Here is a 19,914-nt window from a genome sequence, read left to right as displayed (position 1 = left end):
TAGTTGTTAGTTTTCGTCTTAAAAATGTTAGTTTTTACCCAGCTGCTGTGCGTTTTTAAACAGCGCTATCCGGGCCATGCAATGGAGGCGACATGTTCGACTGGAATGACCTGCGGTATTTTCTGGAGTTGCAGCGCAGCGGCCGCCTGCTCACCGCCGCGCAGCGCCTGAAAACCACGCACGCCACGGTGGCCCGGCATATCGAAGCCATCGAGAAGAGCCTCGGCACCGCGCTGTTCGTACAGCACGCCCAGGGCTACGAACTGACCCCCGCTGGCGAAGCCCTGCTCAAACACGCCGAGGCCATGGAAAACGTCGCGCTGCTGGCCGAGGACGAACTGACCCACGCCGCTGCGCCCCTGGGCAAGATCCGCCTCGGGGTGGCCGAAGGGTTGGGGGTGATGTTCCTTGCCGGCCGCATGGGCGGGCTGTTCGAGCGCTACCCCGGATTGGAAGTGGAACTGGTGGCGGTGCCGCGCTTCGTCAGCATCCTCAACCGCGAGGCGGAAATCAGCATCCACCTCGAACGCCCCAGCGTCGATCAACTGGTCACGCGCAAACTCACCGATTACCGCCTGGCGCTCTACGCCAGCCGCGCCTACCTGGACCGCAATCCCCCTATCGAAAAACGCGAAGACCTCGCCGCCCACGCCTGGATCGACTACGTCGATGACCTGCTGTTCAGCCAGGAGCTGAAGTTTCTCAGCAGTTTCTGCCGCAACCCCAAGGTGGTGTTCCACAGCACCAGTGTCATCGCCCAGCACCAGGCCGCGCGCTCCGGATTGGGGATTGCGGTGTTGCCGTGCTTCATGGCGTCGGGTGACCCGGAGCTGGTGCCGTTGCTGCCGGGGGAGGGGATCCAGCGCAGCTACTGGATCAGCTCGCGCCGGGAACTGCACAAGTCGGTGCGATTGCGGGTGTTGTGGGATTACGTGGTGGAATTGTGCGCGCGGGAGCAGCCACTGTTGCTCGGCGAATCCAGCTGAAGAAACCCTCCCGCATTGATCTGTGGTGTTGGCTGGATCGGGTTAATCCCTCAATTCGAATTCGGCACTGCCCAATCGCTCTCCATTCACCAACACATGCACCGCATGCCTGCCGGGATAGTGCTTGCGCGTGGTCAACGCGCGAATATGCTGCTCGCGGCGGATGCTCTGCCGTTCACCCGCGCCCAGCGTAAACGCCTTGAGCTTGAACACCTTGGCCGCGCTGTGCCCGGCGCTTTTGACGTAGTCGATGGCGTAATCCACCACCAGCTTTTGCGCAGTGGCAGCGGTGGATTCCAGGTTGAACGACAGGGTGATCCGCTCGCCCAGGGTGATCACCGCCGGTGTCACGCTCAGGTGATGGAGCTTCACCTCGGCCTTGGCGCCTGCGCCCATGATCGTCAGCGCGCGGGTGTTGCCCTGCTTGATCAGGCTGCGCAGCGCATGGCGGGCGATCCAGGCGGTGTGCGGGTTATCCAGATTCCAGCCTTCGATCAGGCCGAGCACCCAATCCGGGTGGTCCTTAGTGATGTCGTTGAGGTGGTTGGCCACGGATTTACGTACGTAGAGGCTGCTGTCGGCCTTGAGGTTGTCGAGGATCGGCGCACACAGTTCGGGGTTGGCCTGCACCTTGGCCAGGCGAAACGACCACGGCAGGCGCGGGCGCGAGCCTTCGCTGGCGAGGCGGCGTACGTGATCGTTGTCATCCAGCGACCAGATTTGCATGACCGCCAGGGTGCGTTCGAAGTCGTGGAGCAAGAAGGGTCTTATGGCGAACTCAGCCGATCCAAAAGGGGTGAAGTATTTGAGCGCGGCCATGGAGCGCTTGAAGTCATCCAGGCCGTAGCTCGCCACGTAGTGCGGCAGGCACAGGCTGACAAACCCGCTGTTCAGGCGCGGCGCCAGGGCGTAAAGCAGCTTGAGGGTCTGGGCATAGTCCAGCGGGATCACCGCGTGCAGGCTTTCGCTGACCCGCGCCACACGCTGCATCACCGATAACTCGGCGAGCCCGGCCTTGGCGTGCTTGAGAAACCCCTTGGCGTCGAACGCCGGGTACACCGCGGTCATCTCGCTGGCGATGTGTTCCAGGCGTTCGAGGTTGAAGATTTCCTTGAGGGCCGGGGCGCTTTGGTCGGTCATCGGTTATTCCGTCGTTAGAGAAACCAGCGGTATTCCCGCGCATGGATTTCTTGTTGAAAGGCCAGGTGATCCTGGCGTTTGTTCTCGCAGTACACGTCGACAAATTCGGCGCCCAGCTTATCGCGCACTACCGGCTGATGCTGCATGGCGCGCACGGCATCGAGCATTTCGACAGGGAAGTCGGTGCCGCTATTGCGGTCCTCGTTCAGTGGCGCGATAGGTTCTCGCCCGGCTTCAAGGCCATGTTCAAGGCCGACCAGGATCGCCGCCAGCACCAGATACGGGTTGGCGTCGGCACTGGCCAGGCGATGTTCGATCCTCAGGTTGCGCGGGTCGGAGTCGGGAATGCGCACGCACGCGTCGCGGTCTTCAAACCCCCAGCAGGCGCGGGTGGCCGCGTTGACCGTACCGCCCAGGCGGCGGAAGGCATTGTGGTTGGGCGAGAAAATCGGCATGCAGTGGGGCAGCAATTCCAGGCAACCGGCCACGGCGTGGCGCAGGGGTTGTTGCTGGTGCGCCGCGAGCAGGTTGTTACCCGCGCCGTCATACAGGCTGACATGCACATGCATGCCGCTGCCGGGAAATTGCAGGTAAGGCTTGGCCATGAAGCTGGCGCGGTAGCCGTGCTTGAGCGCCACGCCGCGGGTGCTGCGACAGAACAGGGCTGCCCAGTCGGCGGCGCGCAGGCCGTCGTCGAGGTGACCGAAATTGATCTCGAACTGGCCGGGGCCGAGTTCGGCGGTGATCACCGTGATGTCGATGCCCTGGTCCTTGGCGGTCTGCGCCATGTCGTCCAGCACTTCGCTGAAGCGCGACAGCCGTTCGATATGCAGGTTGGGCTGGTCGTCGGTGTCATCGCTGAGCGGGTCACGGGCGAATTGCGGCAGGCCGTTGTTGAGCTTTTTGTCGAACAGGTAGAACTCCAGTTCGAAGGCCACCACCGGGTGAATGCCTTTTTGGTGCAGGCGCTCCAGCACCTTGGCCAGGACTTCGCGAGGTTCGAATTCGATCGGTGCCTCGGTGCCGTCCGAGGTAATCAACATCTGCCCCAGCGCTTGCGATTCCCAGCTCACCGGCTTGAGCGTGCCGGGTACCAGGCGGCGGTTGGCGTCCGGGTCGCCGTCGTGGAAGCAGTAGTCGCCGATCTTGAACAGCCCGCCCTGAACCCCCAGCAGCACGGCGTTCTGCGGCAGCTTCAAGGGGCTGCCGGCGGCGACCTTTTCCAGCATCTCGATGGGGTAGCGCTTGCCGTAGAAATGCCCGGGGATGTCCAGGGCAATCAGGTCGACATAACGCACGTCGGGATGGTTCTGGCGAAATGTCCGTACTTCGGCCAGTAACGTGGAGGTTTGGCTTTTCACGGGTGTTGCTCCTAGTTGTAAACCCACAGCACGCGGGCGGGCAGGTCGGTGAGGTTGGCGTAGCGGCAGTGGGCGAAACTGGCCAGGTGGAAGCTGTCACCGGGGCCGAGGGTGACCGAATCGGCCTCGCCCTCCACCCACAGCGTCAATTCCCCTTCCAGTACAAATCCGGCCTGCTCGGCGCGGTCGCTCATGGTCTGTTCACCGCTGTTGGCACCGGGTGCCAGCAGGCTGTCGAGCATCGAGAAGGCGCCGTTCATGCTGGGGGACACCAGGATGTCGGTGATGCCGTTGGCGTAATACACCGTGCGGCGTTCGTTGGGGCGGGTGACCCAGCTCACGGCCTTGGGTGTGGACAGGCTGTAGAAATAGGTGGTGGGCACGTCGAGGGCATGGCTGATGGCGGTGAGATCCGCCACGGTCGGACGCGACAAGCCCCGTTCCACCTGGGATAGGAAGCCTACCGAACGCTCGATCTTCTGCGCGAGTTGGGCGAGGGTGAGCTTCTTGTACTTGCGCAGGTCGTGGATCAGGATCGCCAGGGCGTCGAGTTCTTCTTGCTGGTTCATGAAATTTATATCTAATAATTTCATGAAAAATTACAGGATTTATTTCATGGCGGCAATGCGCGGGGCGCGTAAGCCAGTGAATACCCTGTGGCGAGGGAGCTTGCTCCCGCTGGGCAGCGAAGCTGCCCCAATCCCTTCACCGCGTTCGTTCAGGCATGTCGCGATTGGGCTTGTTGGGGCTGCTGCGCAGCCCAGCGGGAGCAAGCTCCCTCGCCACAGGGTCAGGGGACATATGGGGAAATGGTATCGAGCAGGATCAGCGTGGTTGCTTGCTAGGTTGAATGGATCACTCATCCATTCAAGGGAGCAATGGATTGCTTCAAAAGCCCAATTCTCATTTGTTAAGGCGTGGTCGTTATTCAGAGCCAGGTCGTGCATATCTGGTAACCGCTGTGGTTTACCAACGCCGTCCGGTATTTACCAACTTTAAGCTGGGGCGTTTATTGGTTCAGGAACTCAAGCAGGCTCATGACCTGAACCTGATCAATTCTTTGGCCTGGGTCATCATGCCGGACCACCTCCACTGGTTGTTTGAGCTGCGAGACGCAACGTTGCCCCAGGTGATGAGGCGGGTGAAGTCGCGAAGTACGTTGACCATCAATCGCGCTCGTCATGCGCAGGGGGCGTTTTGGCAAAACGGATACCATGACCGCGCAGCGCGCGCTGAGGAAGATCTTATTAAAATTGCGCGCTATATCGTTGCTAATCCGCTGCGGGCGAGGTTGGTCGAGCATATCGGTGACTACCCGCTTTGGGATGCGGCCTGGCTGTAAGGGGAACCCTCGCCACAGGGGGGTAAGGTTCAGCAGGCTGAATGATTTCATACGCCTGCGGTCGGAACCTGGGTACGCATCATTCATTGAAGGAGCACCCATGAAGTCCAAAACCCTCGCTGCCTGTGTCCTGGTCGCCGCCAGCCTGTCCACCGCCAGCTTTGTCGTGCAGGCCGGCGATACTCCCCAGGAAACCGTGCAGCCTTCGAACATCAATACCCGTGATTTGAAAGAAGGCGACCGTGCCCCGGACATCCTGATGCGCAAGGAATCGGCGGTCAGCGACTGGAAGAAACGCGGTCTCAAGCAGCCTGAGGCCGACAGCCAGTGGGCCCGTGTGGGCGACAGGTTCGTGCTGCTCAAAACCACCAACGGCACCATCCTGGAGATCACACCCGTCAAGAAATGACCCGCGTTTTTTTTCGGCTCTTGCGGTAAGGTAACCGGCCATCAAGACCGTGTTACCTTCAAAGAAAGAGAGCAGGATGCTTGCCACAATAAGAAACTACCCCCGCGCCGTGAACCTGCTGTTGTCCGCCACGTTGCTGCTGACGCTGGCCAAGGCGATTACCTTTCCCTACCTGGTGATCTACCTCACCCGCCAATTTGCCCTCGACATCACCCAGGTCGGGCTGGTGATCGGCAGCTCGTTGATCCTTGGCTCGCTGCTCAGCGTGTATGGCGGTTTTCTGGTCGACCGCATCAACAGTTATCGACTGTTGCTGGGGTTGAGCGTGCTGTTTGGGCTGGGGTTTATCGGTACGGTACTGGCGCAGAACATCTGGGCGTTCTACAGCTGCCTGATCCTGATCAACCTGGCCTATGCGGTCATCGATATTGCGGTAAAGGCCGGTTTTGCCAGCTTGCTGCCGGAAGATGCGCGCAGCGAAGTGTTTTCCATCAAGTACACCCTGACCAATATCGGCTATGCCGCGGGGCCGTTCTTTGGGGCGATGGTGGCCAAGCTGGACATCAGCCTGCCGTTCATCTTGTCGGCGCTGTTGGGGGCTGGGTTTTTCCTGCTGTACTGGCGTTGGGGTGATCGCACCCTGGCGACCATCGATGTGACGCAAAAGCCGGTGCCGTTCCTGGCCGTCGGCCGCGTGCTCCTGCGTGACCATCGCCTGGTGTGCTTCACCCTTGGGGGTGTGCTCAGCGCCGTGGTGTTCGGCCAGTTCACCGCCTACCTCTCGCAGTACCTGGTCACCACCACCAGTGCTGAATACACCTACACCGTCATCAGTGCCGTGCTCACCACCAACGCCGTGCTGGTGATCGCCTTGCAGTACGTGATTGGTCGACGTATTTCCCACCGTTACCTCAGCCAATGGCTGATCGCCGGCCTGGGCATGTTCATGCTGGGCTTGATTGGTTTTGCGCTGTCCACCAGCGTGCTGTGGTGGGTGCTGGCGATGGCGGTATTTACCGTGGGGGAAATCATCGTGTTCCCGGCCGAATACATGTTTATCGACCGGATCGCCCCGGACCACCTGCGCGGCATGTACTACGGGGCGCAGAACCTGTCCAACCTGGGGGCTGCGCTGGGGCCGGTGTTGTGCGGGCTGGTGCTGGCCAGCCTGCCGGCCCACTACATGTTCTACATGCTGGGGGCGTTCATCGTCGCGGGCGGGGTGTTCTATTTCATTGGTTCGTCGTTGAAGGCGCGTCTTCCAGCGTGACCTTGCCCATGTTGTTGCTTTGCAGTTCGTAGCGCAGTTCTTCCACCATCTTTTCCACGTCTTGCGGGGTCTGCAGCCGGTTGGTGCTGATCCCCGTCACCACCAGGTCCACCCGGCCGGTGTCGGCGTCGTAGACCTTGAGGGTCAGCGACGCATCCCGGCACAGGGTGAACTCGCATGTCAGCGGCGCGAGGCCTTCTTCGATGCAATTTCGCAGTTGAGAGAGCGTAAACATGTGGCTTCCTTCAAGGTGTCGTTTTACGACGGCACAGGTTGAGAGCCCTGTACTCACAGCTTGAAGGTTAGGGATTGGGACTGCGCTGCATAAGGCGAATTCGCACTAGCCGCACTAGTGCATTTGCACTTTCATCGGGTTTTCTTAACTCGCAGTTCACCGGCAAACAGCCCGCGTTCACGGGCCCAGACAATCGCTGCACTACGGCTATGCACCCCCAGTTTCGAGTAAACCGTGGCCACATGGTTACGCACCGTGTTGGGCGCCAATTTCAGGCGTGAGGCGATCTCCTTGTCGGCCAGGCCCTCGCAGATCAGGCCGAGTACATCGCGCTCACGGGCGGTCAGGTCGGTGAAGGCCACGTTCGGCAGGTTGGGACTGTTGACGCTCTTGGCATTGGCCAGTTTCTCGATCAGGGTCTGGCTGAACCAGGACGCGTCCTGCATCACTTCCTCGATGGCCGCCACCAACTCCAGTTCCGAGCGCTTGCGTTCGGTGATGTTCATCATCACCAGCAGGTAGCAGGGGACATCCTGAATGGTCACCGTGTCCGCCGAGACCACGCAGTCGATGACCTCGTTGCCTTTCTTGCGCACCTTGAGGTCCTGGCCATCGAGGTTGCCGGCTTTCTCCAGGGTGGCGAATAACTGGGCGGCCGCCTCCTGGCTGTCGATGAAGTTGATGTCTTCGATGGATTTGCCGATCAGCTCTTCGCTGGTGTACCCGGTAATGGTCATGAACGCTTCGTTGACATCCACCACCTGGCGGTTGGCGGCGCTGCACACCAAGGTGGGCACCGGCGTCAGGCGAAACGACTTGGCGAAGCGCTCTTCACTCTGGCGCAGGGCGATCTCGGCCTTGCGGCGTGGCTCCAGGTCGGTGAAGGAAAACAGCATGCAGTCTTCCTCGTTCATGTCCAGCGGCTGGCCGGCGACGATCACCAGTTTGCTGCCGCCTCCGGGCAGTTTCAGCTCGGCCTGCATCTGCGGGATGGTCGCGCCTTCCCCCAGGCGCTGAACGGCCAGCTCCCTGCGTTCGGCATGCTCCAGCACGTCCAGTTCATACACGGAGCGGCCGATCACCTGGTCACGGTTGTAGCCGGTCATCTCCAGGAAGCCCTGGTTCACTTTGATATAGCGCAGGTCGCTCAGGCGGCAGATCACCGCCGGCGCCGGGTTGGCGTTGAAGGTTTTCTCGAAGCGCTGTTCGGCGCTGGCCCATTCGGTGGCGTCGCTGAGGATCAATACCAGCAATTCAGGCGTGCCATGGGAATCGCTGATGACCAGGCTGCGCAGGCGGTGCACCCAGGTTTTTTCTTCGTCGGAGGTGGGCATGACCTCCACCACCACGTCGCTGAATTCATCGCCTGCCGCCGCGCGGGCGAGGGGGTAGTTCTCCAGGGGCAAGGGATGATTATTGCGATAGCGCAGGGCGAAGCGTTCGGCGTATTCCCGGGCATTGCTGCCCAGTGCCGCGACGTCATCCACCCCGTGCATGGTCAGCGCGGCTTCATTGGCCCAGAGGATGGTCTGGTCCACCTCTACAAGGATGATCCCATCGGACAGCCCGGAGATGATCTGCTGCAGCTGGCGGCGGTTGGTTTCTTTGGCGAGGACATCCTGGGTCATGGGTTTACCGTGGTTTGAGTATATAAACACTACGACATCCGAGGGACAGGATCGTGCAAGTCAAGTCCTGCTCGAGGAAAAGAAAAAATCGTAAGCATTGATTCGAAATGGGGCTCTTTATTTTATTTCTTTTGGTAATAAAGAAAATTAGATTATGCGCTAAGCAAATTAACAACAGAACCCCGCGAATGGATGAATTTGATCTCGAACGGACATCGAAGTGGGCATTTTTTCCAATTGAGTGAAATGGAAACCCGACGAATGGCCTTTCGACCTGTGAACTCTGACAGTAGACGGGTCCTAAGCGGTGTAATTGAATAAGAATGTATGAAATCGGTTTGAGTGCTGATTTTGTGAAAATAGCATTTTTTGTAGGTTTCATTATTGGCCGCTTTTCAAGTTGAAGGCTGCTGTCGTGTTTTAGACGAGCGCCTGAGTATTCATTTTTTCTTAGTTAGGGTGAGGAGTTTATATGAGACGCAAATCTACATTGGAAATGCCGGCAGCCACTAATCTTGCTGTCGTGGGTGAACTGGTTCCGGGTGGCTCCGTTCGTGCTAGTTATTTCTATAGGCCGGGCGAAACCGAGGCCGAAGAGATGGGGACGACCTGCCGTTGGTTTATTGATGAAACTCCATATGCGGAAACAGCGAAGCTGGACTTTCCAATTACCTACAATGTTGCGGGTAAAACGCTGCGCTTTTCAATAATTCCAAGATCTAGTCAAGGTGAAGTAGGCAAGGAGGAGATATCACAAATTTATCGAATAGGGCTTGGCTATCAAAATATATCTGATGAGGAAAGTGAGTGCAGCTTTTTAAAGCAGCGAGGTAATTTTGCTATTTATAGTAATGAACCGAGTGATCGTATATTTATTTCAAATGGAGGTGCTTATTCTGTGATGAATGGTTCAAGCCAAAGTATTATAGTCAAGGGGAGCGGGTCTTATGCAGGAACGCCGGCACCGGAAATTATACAGTATCTACAAAATAATCCCGCCACGCGTGTTTACTCTACAGAAAAAGATTTTGCCGCCCTTGTACCTGTTTTGGGCAGTACGACGAGGTTGATGCTGTGGGGAAGTAATATTGGTGCACTTCCTGCGGAGTTGGATTTAAATAACATAAGGTTTGTGTACAGTAATCTTCAAGCCTTTGCCTGGATTTACGACAGTCCTCCGCCCGGATGGAATACAATTGGTGCTTTTGGAGCCACGGCGAGTGGGGGGGTTGTCCCCGAGGAAATTCAGCGGGCGTTATTGTTTGACAAGCCGCGGGCAATTTATGCCGCCCCCTATTCTTTTACAGTGTTGACAGAGGCAGGGCGGGTGTACTCATGGGGCAATCGTGATAATGGTGGATTCATTTCCGAAACAGTTAGGACTCAATTGGATCGAATACATGTAGAAAAAATTATCAGTAGTGGAGGCGCTTTTTGTGCGGTCGGTCCTGAGCGATTTGCTGATCCGAATTTTAAGACGTTTGTAACTTGGGGGAGCACTCAAACGGGCGGTATTGCGAACCCTACGGATATTGAAGCGATTCTTGATGATGATGGTGTCGAGCTTGTTGTAGCCGGCCGTAATGCTTTTTGTGCACTCACTAAGCGCCGTAGAAAAGCGGTAAGTTGGGGGGGGCCGGAAGGTGGTGTCATGAGCGCTGCGGCCAGGGAGTTGTCTGCGCGTGGTGGTATCGTCATGTGCAAAGCTTCCGCCTACGCGTTTTGCATGGCCAACCGTTTCGGAAACTTTGAGGCATGGGGAAGAGTTGAGATGGGCGGGAGTACACCCTCTCTAGGAAAGCAGGCTGAAGAGGAAGTGGAAAATGCTGAAGATGTACTTAATGCAAGTGGTGAAAAACCTAGAATTGAAGCCATGTTTAAAAGAATGAATGTTGATGAATGGTATCAGGAAAGCTTGCGTAATACCGGAAGTCGGTGTGTGTGTGATGAGCTTGGAAATAGGAATAATAGGCTTGACCAGATAGTCACGGTGTCCGGGATTATTACGATTCACTCGAATGATACTAGCTTTTTTTTACGAAGCCAGCATCCCGATGGGCGCACAGATGCGTTGATTACATGGGGGAATAGTAGTTACGGAGGTTCGATACCTGAGGGAACCCGTCAAGTGTTAATGGCCAGTAAGATCACGAACGTTCAATGCAGTAACGGATCTTACGGTGTCATTAGCACCCAGGGAGAGGTGCAAGGCGCTGTGAATGCCTTTGGTGGGAGCAGTGCTCAAAATGAAGCAGGGCAAATTCCTGAGAATTTGAAGCCGTATCTCGAGTCCGGAGTGCAAGAGTTATATTCTATTAAGCAGATGCCGCCATTAGCACCCTCGACCATTAGATTGTCTTCTGGGCTTGTCGCACGGCGCGAAAATGGGAGTTATGTGGTTTGGGGCGCGAAAAATCTCGTTGTCAATGAAGTTGTTTTACCAAAATGATTGATTCGATGTCGTTGCGGTGAGTGATTTTAGTTTGGTAGTCATGGTTGTTTTATACCAGAGGTGCTTTTTTCACTCTTCTGTCTACAGTCATGATCGGAGTGAGAATAATGAAAGGCAATAGAAAAATAGCGCCAGTTGCTTATGATTTGGAAATTATCGGTGATGTATTTGTGACTGCAACAGTACGCGGTATTTACAGCTACGATCGCAATGGCGGAGGTGCCGAAGGAATCTCGCGCTTCTATTGGCATCTCAACGGAGTTCGCTTGGTAGAAGAAGGTCAGTTGGACTTTAAAGTGAGGGCAGATGACACAGGAAAATTTCTACAATTTTCGGTAGTTCCTGTAACGTCTGAGGGTGATCAAGGCGAAGAAGTCTTCTCTGCGCACTATGAGGTACGTGCCGGTTTTCAGGGGATCTCCGATGAGGAAAATGAATGGTGTTTTTTGAAGCAGAGAGGTAATTTTTCATTTCATATCCCGGAGCCTGCGGATAGGTTGTTTGTATCTACCGGTGGCGTTTTTGCACTGCTAGAACCAAGTAGCGGTAATGTGCATTTAGAAGGACAGAGTGGTTGGGGATTGCCTGTGCCTACGGAGATTCTTAACTATTTGAAGAATAATAGAGCTATTAAGCTATTTTCCTCAGAGTTCAGTTTTGCCGCGCTGGTTAATTTAGGAAGTACTAATCAATTGTTGTGTTGGGGTGGGACTATTCCAGCGCAGCTCCCTCTGCTACAAGGCATCAAGTCTGTCTACAGTACTCGGAGCGCTTTTGCGTTTATCTATGATAATCCTCAGCCGGGAGCTAATAGAATTGGCGCGCTGGGGCCGGCGGGGAATTTGGTTTCTGCGGTGCCGTCAGATATTCAACAAGCCTTGTGGTTCGATCCACCTGAAGCTATTTATGCAGCGGATAACGCATTTGCCGTTCGAACCCGTGGAGGTCGAGTGTATGCCTGGGGATTACCCGAGAATGGCGGCAGCATTCCCCCTAATGTTCGCGCCCAGCTTAACACGATGTTTATAACAAAAATTGTTGCTACTGCTGTTTCATTCTGTGCGATTAGCGACGATGGCGAGATTGCTGTGTGGGGGCATGCAACCGGTGGAGGGACGATTCCGGCAGCTAGCCTGGAGAGAATTCTAGATGATGGGGGTGTGCAGTCTGTCATCGCTGCGACCACCGCATTTTGCGCGATAACAAAAAATAGACGTAAAGCCGTAAGTTGGGGGCGGACTGGTGAAGGCGGAGATATGTCGTCTTCTGCAGCGGCGTTGGCTGCACGTGGAAATATAGTTATCTGTAAAGCCGCACGATGGGCATTCCTAATGGCAAATAGCAGCGGTCAGGCGGAGGCCTGGGGTGCCCCTAGATACGGTGGAGCGCCGCTTTCTGTTCAAATAAAAAAAGAACTGTTGGCGTCCTTCAGAGATGGCCATCCGGTGCCCGGTTATCCACAACGCCGCTCGGAGCACGTCATCGCGCGACAAAGACGTACCAATGTATCTTCTTCGGTAAATATTGATGATGGAAATATTAGTGTCTATTCCAATGATGTCAGTTTCCTAGTGCTAGGTCGCCATGCTGACGGTCGCACCAGTTCTATTGTAGTTACCGGTTTGAACACTCACGGCGGGACGATGAGTGCGGCACTACGTCAAGTGCTGATGGCCAGTTTGATTCGCGATGTTTATTGTACTAATGGCGCCTATGGTGTGATTACTAGTGCAGGCGGCACGGAGGGGGCGGTTTTGGTATGGGGCGCAACACTGGCGATGGAGGATGCAGGTGAAATTCCTCCGGAACTAGCACAGTACCTACGCAGTGGTGTTACGGAACTGTATTCAATTAAACGCTTCCCTTATGTTCAGGTGCCGCCTCCGCCACCTCCTATTCCGCCGCGGCCAGATCCGTCATTTGCGGCTCGCCGAGTCGATGGTACCTATGTGCTTTGGGGCGGTAACGTTAGAAATCAGTATTTTGATCCGCGTGCGAAAGAATAATGTTTCGTAGCCGTTTCGATAGTTGCAGCCGACGGTTTGTATTCACAATCAACTAAAGTAAGCGTGGGGAAGCGTTTTTCGTTTGTGAAGCTTCTTCGCTACAAGGGGCTATCAGGCGTTTGAGTTCTAGCCCCACCAGCTCTTGCCGGTAAAAGATGTACGAGCGGTGATGGTAGTGGATGTCGAGCACGGGTAAAAATGATATTGCATATTGAGTGCCGCGCCTTGTTGAATACGTGGGGTCTATCGGCCGGCTATAATATTGCTGCTTTTATCCTGGCGCTAGGGTATGAAAAAATACCCTTGTCTTGTGCGGCAAGGGTATTTTTTACCTTGGTGGTAGGTTTGAAAATTTTAAATGCTCTATTGTTTTCGTCGTTTATTTTTGGGTTGTAGGGGCCATGTTTTTTGTAGAAGTTACTTAATTTTTTTAGTGTCTGTTTCCAAAACTTGAATTTGGTCCACAAGAAACGTGGTTGCGGTGTTATTCGAGAAGTATATTGTTGCGGTCTGGTTCTGGTGGGGCGTTAGAGTGGCTGTAGTGAAAATGTGGCTGAATCCTGCCCAATTTCTATTGGGTACTAAAGATTTCGTTGCGGTTATCCCACAAAAGACTATTGTGATTGTTGACTGTACGCTGCTGGCTGTTTTGCTATAAAAACTGATTTCGTATTTTGTGTTGCTCTTCAAGTTGTCATAATTTTTCTGTAGGCCAGGTTCTATCTGCTCTGAAGCAGTTTTGAGCGCCCGCCAGCATATATTTTCAGCGCCGTCGATAGCCAGTTCACCACGGCCTATGATTCTGTTATTCCAATTGTTCCAGTTGTAATCATTAAAGCTAGTGTAATCCCTTAGCGGGGGCATAAGTGCCTCTAATTGCACTTTCAGCCGCAGGGAACTTTTTGGACTTGCCGTGCCTCGGGTAACGCTGTAATACACTTCAGTAAGGCGATCATGAAAACGTTGAAGGTCGCCTCTTAAAACTTCAAATATCATTTCCTCACCTGGTGAAAACTCCCCTACTGGTCGCTCATCCATATACTCAATGGTGTCGTCTTCGCTACTCGCCAGCATCGTCACTGATAATGTATCAGAGGCTTGCCAACTTGCTTGTGAACGAAAACGAATAGTAATCTTGGGGAGGTTGGGGTCAAGATGATCTCCTATCTGTTCATCGATTGTTGGCGCAAGCCATTTAATGATGTCGCCTACGACCCTAAGATGGAGTTTATAGGAGGGTTTATCCGGCAATGAATTACCCTGAAAAATGTAATGCACAGTCGCGGTACCTTTCGCAATGGCAGTGACTAGAGCATTACTGATTTCGAATGTATAGGTTCCATCACCTGCTATAACCTGACTAGTTATCTGCGGAACCGAGTTCCCCTCGCTGTCTATTCCTGCCCAGATAAGGAATACTCGGCTGTAAAGGGCTGCGTCCGGCTGATCGATATAGAGTTCTATTATTACGTTATGCGTTCCCAGTTCCGCTAAGTCTATGTCCCGCTCAGTAATGGGAAATACAATTCGTGGTGCCGCCGGGCGCACAGTGTTAAGGTGTACGTCCACTGATTTAACCGCCGAGAAGGGCTCCCATTCATCAGGATAGTTACCCGTCGGACCAATAACTTGAAAGGCCACGGGTATGGTTTCACCATTTCCGGCAGCCTCAATGGTTGAGTGTTTCACTAGAATATGTATGTCTTTATTCAGTTCGTCAATTGCAACTCGATGAAAAACTCTCTCCGATCCCCAAACTAAAACTATGAGGTCGTAGATTGACATATTTTCCCAGTACCGGAAAATAACTTCTATACCAAGAAGGGCGCGCTCTTCATTTATGCCGTTACTGACGACATCAGGCGGAAGTTCGAATACGAGATTCTGGTTTCCTGGGGTATCATCAGAGTCACGTCCACCTGGTCGACGCCGGTTAACGCGCAGGCGCAAGGGCTCCGAATTCTGGGGGTTACCGCTTGGGCGTTTTACTTGGACAAACACGGGGTCGGCCCAAAACTCTCTTATGTAATTGCTATACACGCTAAATGAGATAAAGACTAATTCTTCGTCTTCGTCGGATATGATCTTTTGCGCTACAGGTAAAGGATTGTTTCCCCAGTATAAATAAAACTGAGTGCCAGGAGGGGTGCCTTCCGGTCGTTTCATATGCGCTATTAACGGGTGTTCGACGTGCCGTCGACCGATGCCGCCATCGGCAGGGCCGTTAGGGTTTTCAGGGTGCTCAATATCTTCTGGAATTTGTGGTTCCATTCCAGGAATTTCTATCTGGGGTAAGAGGAGGTCGCTTGTATTCGACATAGACATGATGAAAGCTCCATTCGTCCATTGGGAATAACGAAATCAATCAAATACCTTCAGAAAGTGCTTGGCTACTGTCAATATTCACAGGTTCGGATGAGTGGATTCCCAATAGATATGGATTGCCTTGGCGCCGAGATACGCTGGTATCCCATTCCAAAAGCACCATCGCAATGCGGCGATTGCAGCATCGTGCTAACTTCCTGCTTAAGACGACACAAGCGAACACTTTGTATCCAACGAGCCCCCCATGAGCCCCGACGAACTCCAGATCACCGACACCCGCCCGGGCACCGGCAAAGCCGTGGTCAAGGGCGCACTGATCACCACCCAGTACACCGGTACCCTGGAAGACGGCACGGTCTTCGATTCGTCCTGGGAGCGGGGCAAGCCGTTCCAGTGTGTGATCGGCACCGGGCGGGTGATCAAGGGCTGGGACCAGGGTTTGATGGGCATGCAGGTCGGCGGGGTGCGCAGGTTGTTTGTGCCGGCGCACCTGGCGTATGGCGAACGGTCGATGGGCGCGCATATCAAGCCCAACAGTAATCTGCGCTTTGAGATTGAGTTGTTGGAAGTGCTGACGCGGGACGATTAATTTCGCAAAAACCTGGCCCACCACCTCGTACGTAGCAGCTGCCGAGCGCAAGCGAGGCTGCGTTCGGGGTGTGTCAGACGAACCGCTGACGCAGCCTCGCTTGCGCTCGGCAGCTGCTATGGGATTTGGCGAACCTGCCACCTCACATTCAAGCATCGGCGGCTTCAGGCTGGAGGTTCCTGAACCCTCCCTGAAGAATCCTCTTATTCACCATATGGAAACTTTCCTACGGTTTACTCTCCTTAAATCGGGGCGTAAGCTTCGCGCGTTTTCATCAATAGCGGAGACCCTCAGTGGGTACTTGTTCGAGTGACAGTTGTCGGCCGGTCTCGGTAACCGGCACATACTTGGCAAGATAACGCGCATTTTTTTTCGATGCCGTTGTCTCGCCACCTAGCGAGAAGCGGCATCCCGACAGCGGCCAGTCCTGGCCCCTGTGTGATCCCTCTCATCGACGCTGACCAGCACCCGGTTAACCTCGGGATGCTACGGACGCGCCTGCCTTTTACGGCGGGCGGGCCGGGCTGACTGTGCCTATGAAGCGGGCGCGGTGGGACAGGCAGTACCTGCACGACGGTTTTTTCCTCGCGCAGGAGTAACACACCATGAACCTCACTCTGTTGAAAGAGTTCTTCGCCGGCTTCCTGCGGACCCGGCATATCGCCCGGCATTTCCGCCGCCTGGCGATGCTCGAAACCGTCACCGATGCCAGCGTCAGCCGCGAAGTGCCGCCCACCCTGGCGCAAACCCTGGTGGTTGCGGCCAATAGCAGTGCCGTGCAATTGCTCGGTACGTTGGGCAGCCATACCGAGGGCTTGAGCGGCCTGGAAGCCGACGCCCTGCGCGTGCAATACGGCCTCAATGAAGTCGAGCACGAGCAGCCGCTGCCGTGGTGGGTGCACCTGTGGCATTGCTACAAGAACCCGTTCAACCTGCTGCTGACCTTGCTGGCGGTGATCTCCTGGCTGACCGAAGACATGAAGGCCGCCACGGTGATTTTCTCCATGGTGGTGCTCTCGACCCTGCTGCGCTTCTGGCAGGAGGCCAAGTCCAACAAGGCCGCCGATGCCTTGAAAGCCATGGTGAGCAACACCGCCACGGTGCTGCGCCGGGATGATGCCAAGCGCATTGAATTGCCCATCAAGCAGTTGGTACCAGGCGACCTGATCGTGCTCTCGGCCGGGGACATGATCCCCGCCGACTGCCGCGTGCTCAGCGCCAAGGACCTGTTCGTCAGCCAGGCGGCGATGACCGGGGAATCGATGCCGGTGGAGAAGTTCGCCCAGCAGCACGACACCAACACCCGCAACCCGCTGGACCTGGAGAACATCCTGTTCATGGGCACCAACGTGGTGTCCGGCGCCGCGACGGCGGTGATTCTGACCACCGGCAACAGCACCTATTTCGGTGCGCTGGCCCAACGCGTGACGGCCACCGACCGTGCGACCACCTCGTTCCAGCACGGCGTCAACAAAGTCAGCTGGCTGTTGATCCGCTTTATGTTCGTGATGGCGCCGCTGGTGTTGTTCATCAACGGTTTCACCAAGGGCGACTGGACCGAAGCGCTGCTGTTCGCGCTGTCGATTGCCGTGGGCCTGACCCCGGAAATGCTGCCGATGATCGTCACGTCCACCCTGGCCAAGGGCGCGGTATTCCTGTCGCGCAAGAAGGTCATCGTCAAGCGCCTGGATGCGATCCAGAACTTTGGCGCGATGGATGTGCTGTGCACCGACAAGACCGGCACCCTGACCCAGGACCGGATTTTCCTGGCGCGTCATGTGGACGTGTGGGGCGAGGAGTCCGACGACGTGCTGGAGATGGCTTACCTCAACAGCTACTACCAGACCGGCCTGAAAAACCTGCTGGACGTGGCGGTGCTCGAGCACGTGGAGGTGCATCGCGAACTGAAGGTCGGCACCGCGTTCCAGAAGGTGGATGAAATCCCGTTCGACTTCAACCGCCGCCGCATGTCGGTGGTAGTGGCCGAGCAGGGCCGGCCGCATCTGCTGATCTGCAAAGGTGCGGTGGAAGAGATCCTCTCGGTGTGCAACAGCGTGCGCCATGGCGAGGTCAACGAAGCGCTGACCGACGACCTGCTGGCGCGCATTCGCCAGGTCACTGCCGCGTTCAACGAAGAAGGCCTGCGGGTGGTGGCCGTGGCTGCGCAACCGATGGCCCCGGGGCGCGACACTTACAGCCTGGCGGATGAAAACAACCTCACGCTGATCGGCTACGTCGCATTTCTCGACCCGCCCAAGGAAAGCACTGCGCCCGCTCTCAAGGCGCTGAAAGCCCATGGTGTGGCGGTCAAAGTGCTGACCGGCGACAACGAGCTGGTCACCGCCAAGATCTGCCGCGAAGTGGGCCTGGAACAACAGGGCCTGTTGATGGGCAACGACATCGAGGACATGACCGACGCCCAGTTGGCCAAGGCCGTGGAAACCACCAATGTGTTCGCCCGCCTGACGCCCAGCCACAAGGAACGCATCGTGCGCCTGCTCAAGGCCAACGGGCATGTGGTGGGCTTTATGGGGGACGGCATCAATGACGCACCGGCGCTGCGGACGGCGGATATCGGGATTTCGGTGGACAGCGCGGTGGATATCGCCAAGGAAGCCGCCGATATCATCCTGTTGGAAAAGAGCCTGATGATCCTGGAGGAGGGCGTACTGGAGGGCCGGCGCACCTTCGCCAATATGCTCAAGTACATCAAGATGACCGCCAGCTCCAACTTCGGCAACGTGTTCTCGGTGCTGGTGGCCAGCGCGTTTATCCCGTTTTTGCCGATGCTGCCGATGCACCTGCTGGTGCAAAACCTGCTGTATGACATCTCGCAGATCGCGATCCCGTTCGATAACGTCGACGAGGACATGCTCGCCAAACCCCAACGCTGGCAGCCGGGGGACGTGGGGCGGTTCATGCTGTTTTTCGGGCCGATCAGTTCGATTTTCGACATCACCACGTTCGCACTCATGTGGTATGTGTTCGATGCCAACACCCCTGACCACCAGACGCTGTTCCAGTCCGGCTGGTTCGTGGTGGGGCTGCTGACCCAGACGCTGATCGTGCACATGATCCGCACCCCGAAAATCCCGTTCCTGCAAAGCCGCGCGGCGCTGCCGTTGATGGTGATGACCGGCGTGATCATGGCCGTGGGGATCTTCCTGCCGATGGGGCCGCTGGCGCATTACTTCAAATTGCAGGCGCTGCCGTCGCTGTACTTTGTGTTCCTGCCGGTGATCCTGCTGGCGTACATGGCGCTGACCCAGGCGGTGAAGGGCTACTACATCCGTAAGTTTGGCTGGCAGTGAACAGGGACGGTTTCCCATGCAAGCAATCGACAATATCAACCTCAACTCCCTGGTCGATACCCTGGTCAGCCTCACCGCCGCGTTTATCCTCGGTGGCCTGATCGGCTTCGAGCGCCAGTACCGCCAACGCACGGCGGGCCTGCGTACCAACGTACTGGTGGCGGTGGGGGCGGCGATTTTCGTCGACATGGCCAACCGTCTCGGCGGTGCGGAAGGCGCCGTGCGGGTGGTGGCGTATGTGGTGTCGGGCATCGGCTTTCTGGGGGCCGGTGTGATCATGCGCGAAGAAGGCAATGTGCGCGGTCTCAACACCGCCGCCACGCTCTGGGCATCGGCAGCGGTGGGGGCGTGCGCCGGTGCCGACCTGGTCCTCGAGGCGTTGTTGGGCACGCTGTTTGTGCTGGCGGCCAATACGCTGCTGCGGCCCATCGTCAATAACATCAACCGCCAACCGCTGGATGTGGTGTCGGCGGAGGTCACCAACATCCTCTATGTGATTGCCCGGCGCACCCAGCAAACCGCGGTATTGGCGTTGCTGGAAGCCGAACTGGCGCGCTGTAACTACCCGGCCAGCGATGTCGATGTGCGGCCGTTCGGCACTGAGGAAGTTGAAATCGAAGCCACACTTGCGGTGACCTCGGTAGACGGTGACGAGTTGGACGCCCTGGTGACGCGAATTTCCCGGTCGACCCTGGTGGTACAGGCGTTCTGGAGCCCCAGCACCACCGAGTAGCTTATGGAGGACGCTGAGGAAAAGTCCTACATTTAGTCGAGATTATCCCTTCATTGGCAAAAACACGCGGTTGCTAAGGTTGCGCGCTTGCGCCTGTTCAGGAATCAAGGCGTGGCTTCACATGTTT

General features: G+C 56.1%; 15 protein-coding genes. 9 read left to right on the top strand and 6 right to left on the bottom strand.

Going from position 1 to position 19,914, the window contains the following annotated elements; translation table 11 throughout:
- The first annotated feature begins 92 nt into the window (after window positions 1–92).
- The gene (locus BM416_RS13835; protein ID WP_092488425.1) at window positions 93–986 is read left to right on the top strand and encodes a LysR family transcriptional regulator; all 894 of its coding nucleotides are present in this window, start codon (window positions 93–95) and stop codon (window positions 984–986) included.
- A gap of 42 nt (window positions 987–1,028) precedes the next feature.
- On the opposite strand, the gene BM416_RS13830 is transcribed toward BM416_RS13835, so the two are convergent.
- Genes BM416_RS13830 through BM416_RS13820 form a run of 3 tightly spaced genes read right to left on the bottom strand, consistent with a single transcriptional unit; the run spans window position 1,029 to window position 4,056 of the window.
- Window positions 1,029–2,126, bottom strand: a complete 1,098-nt coding sequence (locus BM416_RS13830) for a DNA alkylation repair protein (protein ID WP_092488424.1) — start codon at window positions 2,124–2,126, stop codon at window positions 1,029–1,031.
- 14 nt (window positions 2,127–2,140) lie between these two features.
- Window positions 2,141–3,487 carry a glutamine synthetase family protein gene (locus BM416_RS13825; RefSeq protein WP_092488423.1) on the bottom strand — a complete coding sequence of 449 codons (1,347 nt, stop codon included), beginning with the start codon at window positions 3,485–3,487 and terminating at the stop codon, window positions 2,141–2,143.
- An 11-nt stretch (window positions 3,488–3,498) separates the two neighbouring features.
- Window positions 3,499–4,056, bottom strand: a complete 558-nt coding sequence (locus BM416_RS13820) for a helix-turn-helix domain-containing protein (protein WP_092488422.1) — start codon at window positions 4,054–4,056, stop codon at window positions 3,499–3,501.
- Between the two features lie 281 nt (window positions 4,057–4,337).
- On the opposite strand from BM416_RS13820, the gene BM416_RS13810 reads away from it, so the two are divergent.
- The 3 genes from BM416_RS13810 (at window position 4,338) to BM416_RS13800 (ending at window position 6,508) form a co-directional block, all read left to right on the top strand.
- A complete protein-coding gene (locus tag BM416_RS13810) occupies window positions 4,338–4,829 on the top strand; it encodes an REP-associated tyrosine transposase (RefSeq protein WP_371856055.1) in 492 nt (163 codons plus the stop codon).
- Between the two features lie 100 nt (window positions 4,830–4,929).
- Entirely contained in the window at window positions 4,930–5,238 is a 309-nt protein-coding gene (locus tag BM416_RS13805; RefSeq protein ID WP_027603185.1) for an RcnB family protein, read from the top strand.
- A gap of 76 nt (window positions 5,239–5,314) precedes the next feature.
- Entirely contained in the window at window positions 5,315–6,508 is a 1,194-nt protein-coding gene (locus BM416_RS13800) for an MFS transporter (RefSeq protein WP_027603186.1), read from the top strand.
- Here the strand turns inward: BM416_RS13800 and BM416_RS13795 are convergent.
- A complete protein-coding gene (locus BM416_RS13795; RefSeq protein ID WP_027603187.1) occupies window positions 6,471–6,743 on the bottom strand; it encodes a DUF1652 domain-containing protein in 273 nt (90 codons plus the stop codon). The genes BM416_RS13800 and BM416_RS13795 overlap by 38 nt on opposite strands.
- Window positions 6,744–6,874: 131 nt before the next feature.
- Window positions 6,875–8,371 (bottom strand): PAS domain S-box protein, encoded by a 1,497-nt coding sequence (locus BM416_RS13790; RefSeq protein ID WP_092488421.1) that lies wholly within the window; start codon window positions 8,369–8,371, stop codon window positions 6,875–6,877.
- 472 nt (window positions 8,372–8,843) lie between these two features.
- On the opposite strand from BM416_RS13790, the gene BM416_RS30375 reads away from it, so the two are divergent.
- Both BM416_RS30375 and BM416_RS30370 read left to right on the top strand, forming a co-directional pair.
- A complete protein-coding gene (locus BM416_RS30375; protein WP_139237745.1) occupies window positions 8,844–10,820 on the top strand; it encodes an RCC1 domain-containing protein in 1,977 nt (658 codons plus the stop codon).
- A 110-nt stretch (window positions 10,821–10,930) separates the two neighbouring features.
- On the top strand, window positions 10,931–12,829 hold the full coding sequence (locus BM416_RS30370) for an RCC1 domain-containing protein (protein WP_139237744.1): 1,899 nt from the start codon (window positions 10,931–10,933) through the stop codon (window positions 12,827–12,829).
- Window positions 12,830–13,246: 417 nt separating this feature from the next.
- Here the strand turns inward: BM416_RS30370 and BM416_RS13785 are convergent, their stop codons facing one another.
- Window positions 13,247–15,154 (bottom strand): hypothetical protein, encoded by a 1,908-nt coding sequence (locus BM416_RS13785; protein WP_092488420.1) that lies wholly within the window; start codon window positions 15,152–15,154, stop codon window positions 13,247–13,249.
- Window positions 15,155–15,398: 244 nt separating this feature from the next.
- Between BM416_RS13785 and BM416_RS13780 the strand changes: the two genes are divergently transcribed.
- From BM416_RS13780 to BM416_RS13770, 3 genes are all read left to right on the top strand, one after another.
- Window positions 15,399–15,743, top strand: coding sequence for an FKBP-type peptidyl-prolyl cis-trans isomerase (locus BM416_RS13780; RefSeq protein ID WP_065926228.1), 345 nt, complete (start codon window positions 15,399–15,401; stop codon window positions 15,741–15,743).
- 605 nt (window positions 15,744–16,348) lie between these two features.
- Window positions 16,349–19,054, top strand: coding sequence for a magnesium-translocating P-type ATPase (mgtA, locus tag BM416_RS13775; RefSeq protein WP_092488419.1), 2,706 nt, complete (start codon window positions 16,349–16,351; stop codon window positions 19,052–19,054).
- A gap of 16 nt (window positions 19,055–19,070) precedes the next feature.
- Entirely contained in the window at window positions 19,071–19,787 is a 717-nt protein-coding gene (locus BM416_RS13770) for an MgtC/SapB family protein (protein ID WP_092488418.1), read from the top strand.
- Window positions 19,788–19,914: the final 127 nt, after the last annotated feature.

The sequence above is a fragment of the Pseudomonas sp. NFACC42-2 genome (assembly GCF_900116055.1).
Lineage (GTDB): Bacteria > Pseudomonadota > Gammaproteobacteria > Pseudomonadales > Pseudomonadaceae > Aquipseudomonas > Aquipseudomonas marginalis.
This window is presented reverse-complemented; position numbering and strand designations above follow the sequence as displayed.

Excerpts from the sequence above, each read along its gene's own strand:
- BM416_RS30375 (WP_139237745.1), top strand. The coding sequence starts at position 8,844 with ATGAGACGCAAATCTACATTGGAAATGCCGGCAGCCACTAATCTTGCT.
- mgtA (WP_092488419.1), top strand. The coding sequence starts at position 16,349 with ATGAACCTCACTCTGTTGAAAGAGTTCTTCGCCGGCTTCCTGCGGACC.
- BM416_RS13770 (WP_092488418.1), top strand. The coding sequence starts at position 19,071 with ATGCAAGCAATCGACAATATCAACCTCAACTCCCTGGTCGATACCCTG.
- BM416_RS13835 (WP_092488425.1), top strand. The coding sequence starts at position 93 with ATGTTCGACTGGAATGACCTGCGGTATTTTCTGGAGTTGCAGCGCAGC.
- BM416_RS13830 (WP_092488424.1), bottom strand. The coding sequence starts at position 2,126 with ATGACCGACCAAAGCGCCCCGGCCCTCAAGGAAATCTTCAACCTCGAA.
- BM416_RS13805 (WP_027603185.1), top strand. The coding sequence starts at position 4,930 with ATGAAGTCCAAAACCCTCGCTGCCTGTGTCCTGGTCGCCGCCAGCCTG.
- BM416_RS13790 (WP_092488421.1), bottom strand. The coding sequence starts at position 8,371 with ATGACCCAGGATGTCCTCGCCAAAGAAACCAACCGCCGCCAGCTGCAG.
- BM416_RS30370 (WP_139237744.1), top strand. The coding sequence starts at position 10,931 with ATGAAAGGCAATAGAAAAATAGCGCCAGTTGCTTATGATTTGGAAATT.
- BM416_RS13780 (WP_065926228.1), top strand. The coding sequence starts at position 15,399 with ATGAGCCCCGACGAACTCCAGATCACCGACACCCGCCCGGGCACCGGC.
- BM416_RS13820 (WP_092488422.1), bottom strand. The coding sequence starts at position 4,056 with ATGAACCAGCAAGAAGAACTCGACGCCCTGGCGATCCTGATCCACGAC.
- BM416_RS13810 (WP_371856055.1), top strand. The coding sequence starts at position 4,338 with ATGGATCACTCATCCATTCAAGGGAGCAATGGATTGCTTCAAAAGCCC.
- BM416_RS13785 (WP_092488420.1), bottom strand. The coding sequence starts at position 15,154 with ATGTCTATGTCGAATACAAGCGACCTCCTCTTACCCCAGATAGAAATT.
- BM416_RS13795 (WP_027603187.1), bottom strand. The coding sequence starts at position 6,743 with ATGTTTACGCTCTCTCAACTGCGAAATTGCATCGAAGAAGGCCTCGCG.
- BM416_RS13800 (WP_027603186.1), top strand. The coding sequence starts at position 5,315 with ATGCTTGCCACAATAAGAAACTACCCCCGCGCCGTGAACCTGCTGTTG.